At 74.9% G+C, this 259-nt stretch carries 1 pseudogene; it reads left to right on the top strand.

Annotated elements, in window-relative coordinates:
- Window positions 1-259, top strand: a pseudogene (locus UUA_RS19750) (ATP-dependent RNA helicase RhlB); the annotation flags it as partial.

The raw sequence follows: 259 nt of genomic DNA, 5'->3' as shown, positions 1-259 counted from the left end.
GCCTGCGACCTGTACGCGATGAGCCTGCCGGACATCGAGACCTACATCGGCCAGAGCATCCCGGTGGCCGCGATGGAGCCGGAGCTGTTGGTGATGCCCAGGCCGCACGCGATCGACCCCGAGTTCGCCGCCAATGCCGCTGCCGACAGCGCTGCGTTCGGCGACGTGGTGGCGCCGCGGCCGGGCGAGAAGCCGCGCCGCAGCAGTGGCCAGGGCCGCGGTGCCGAGCGCCATGCCGCCGGCGGCCGCGACGCCGCGC

Origin of the sequence: Rhodanobacter thiooxydans LCS2 (genome assembly GCF_000264375.1) — a bacterium.
GTDB lineage: Bacteria > Pseudomonadota > Gammaproteobacteria > Xanthomonadales > Rhodanobacteraceae > Rhodanobacter > Rhodanobacter thiooxydans.
This window is presented reverse-complemented; position numbering and strand designations above follow the sequence as displayed.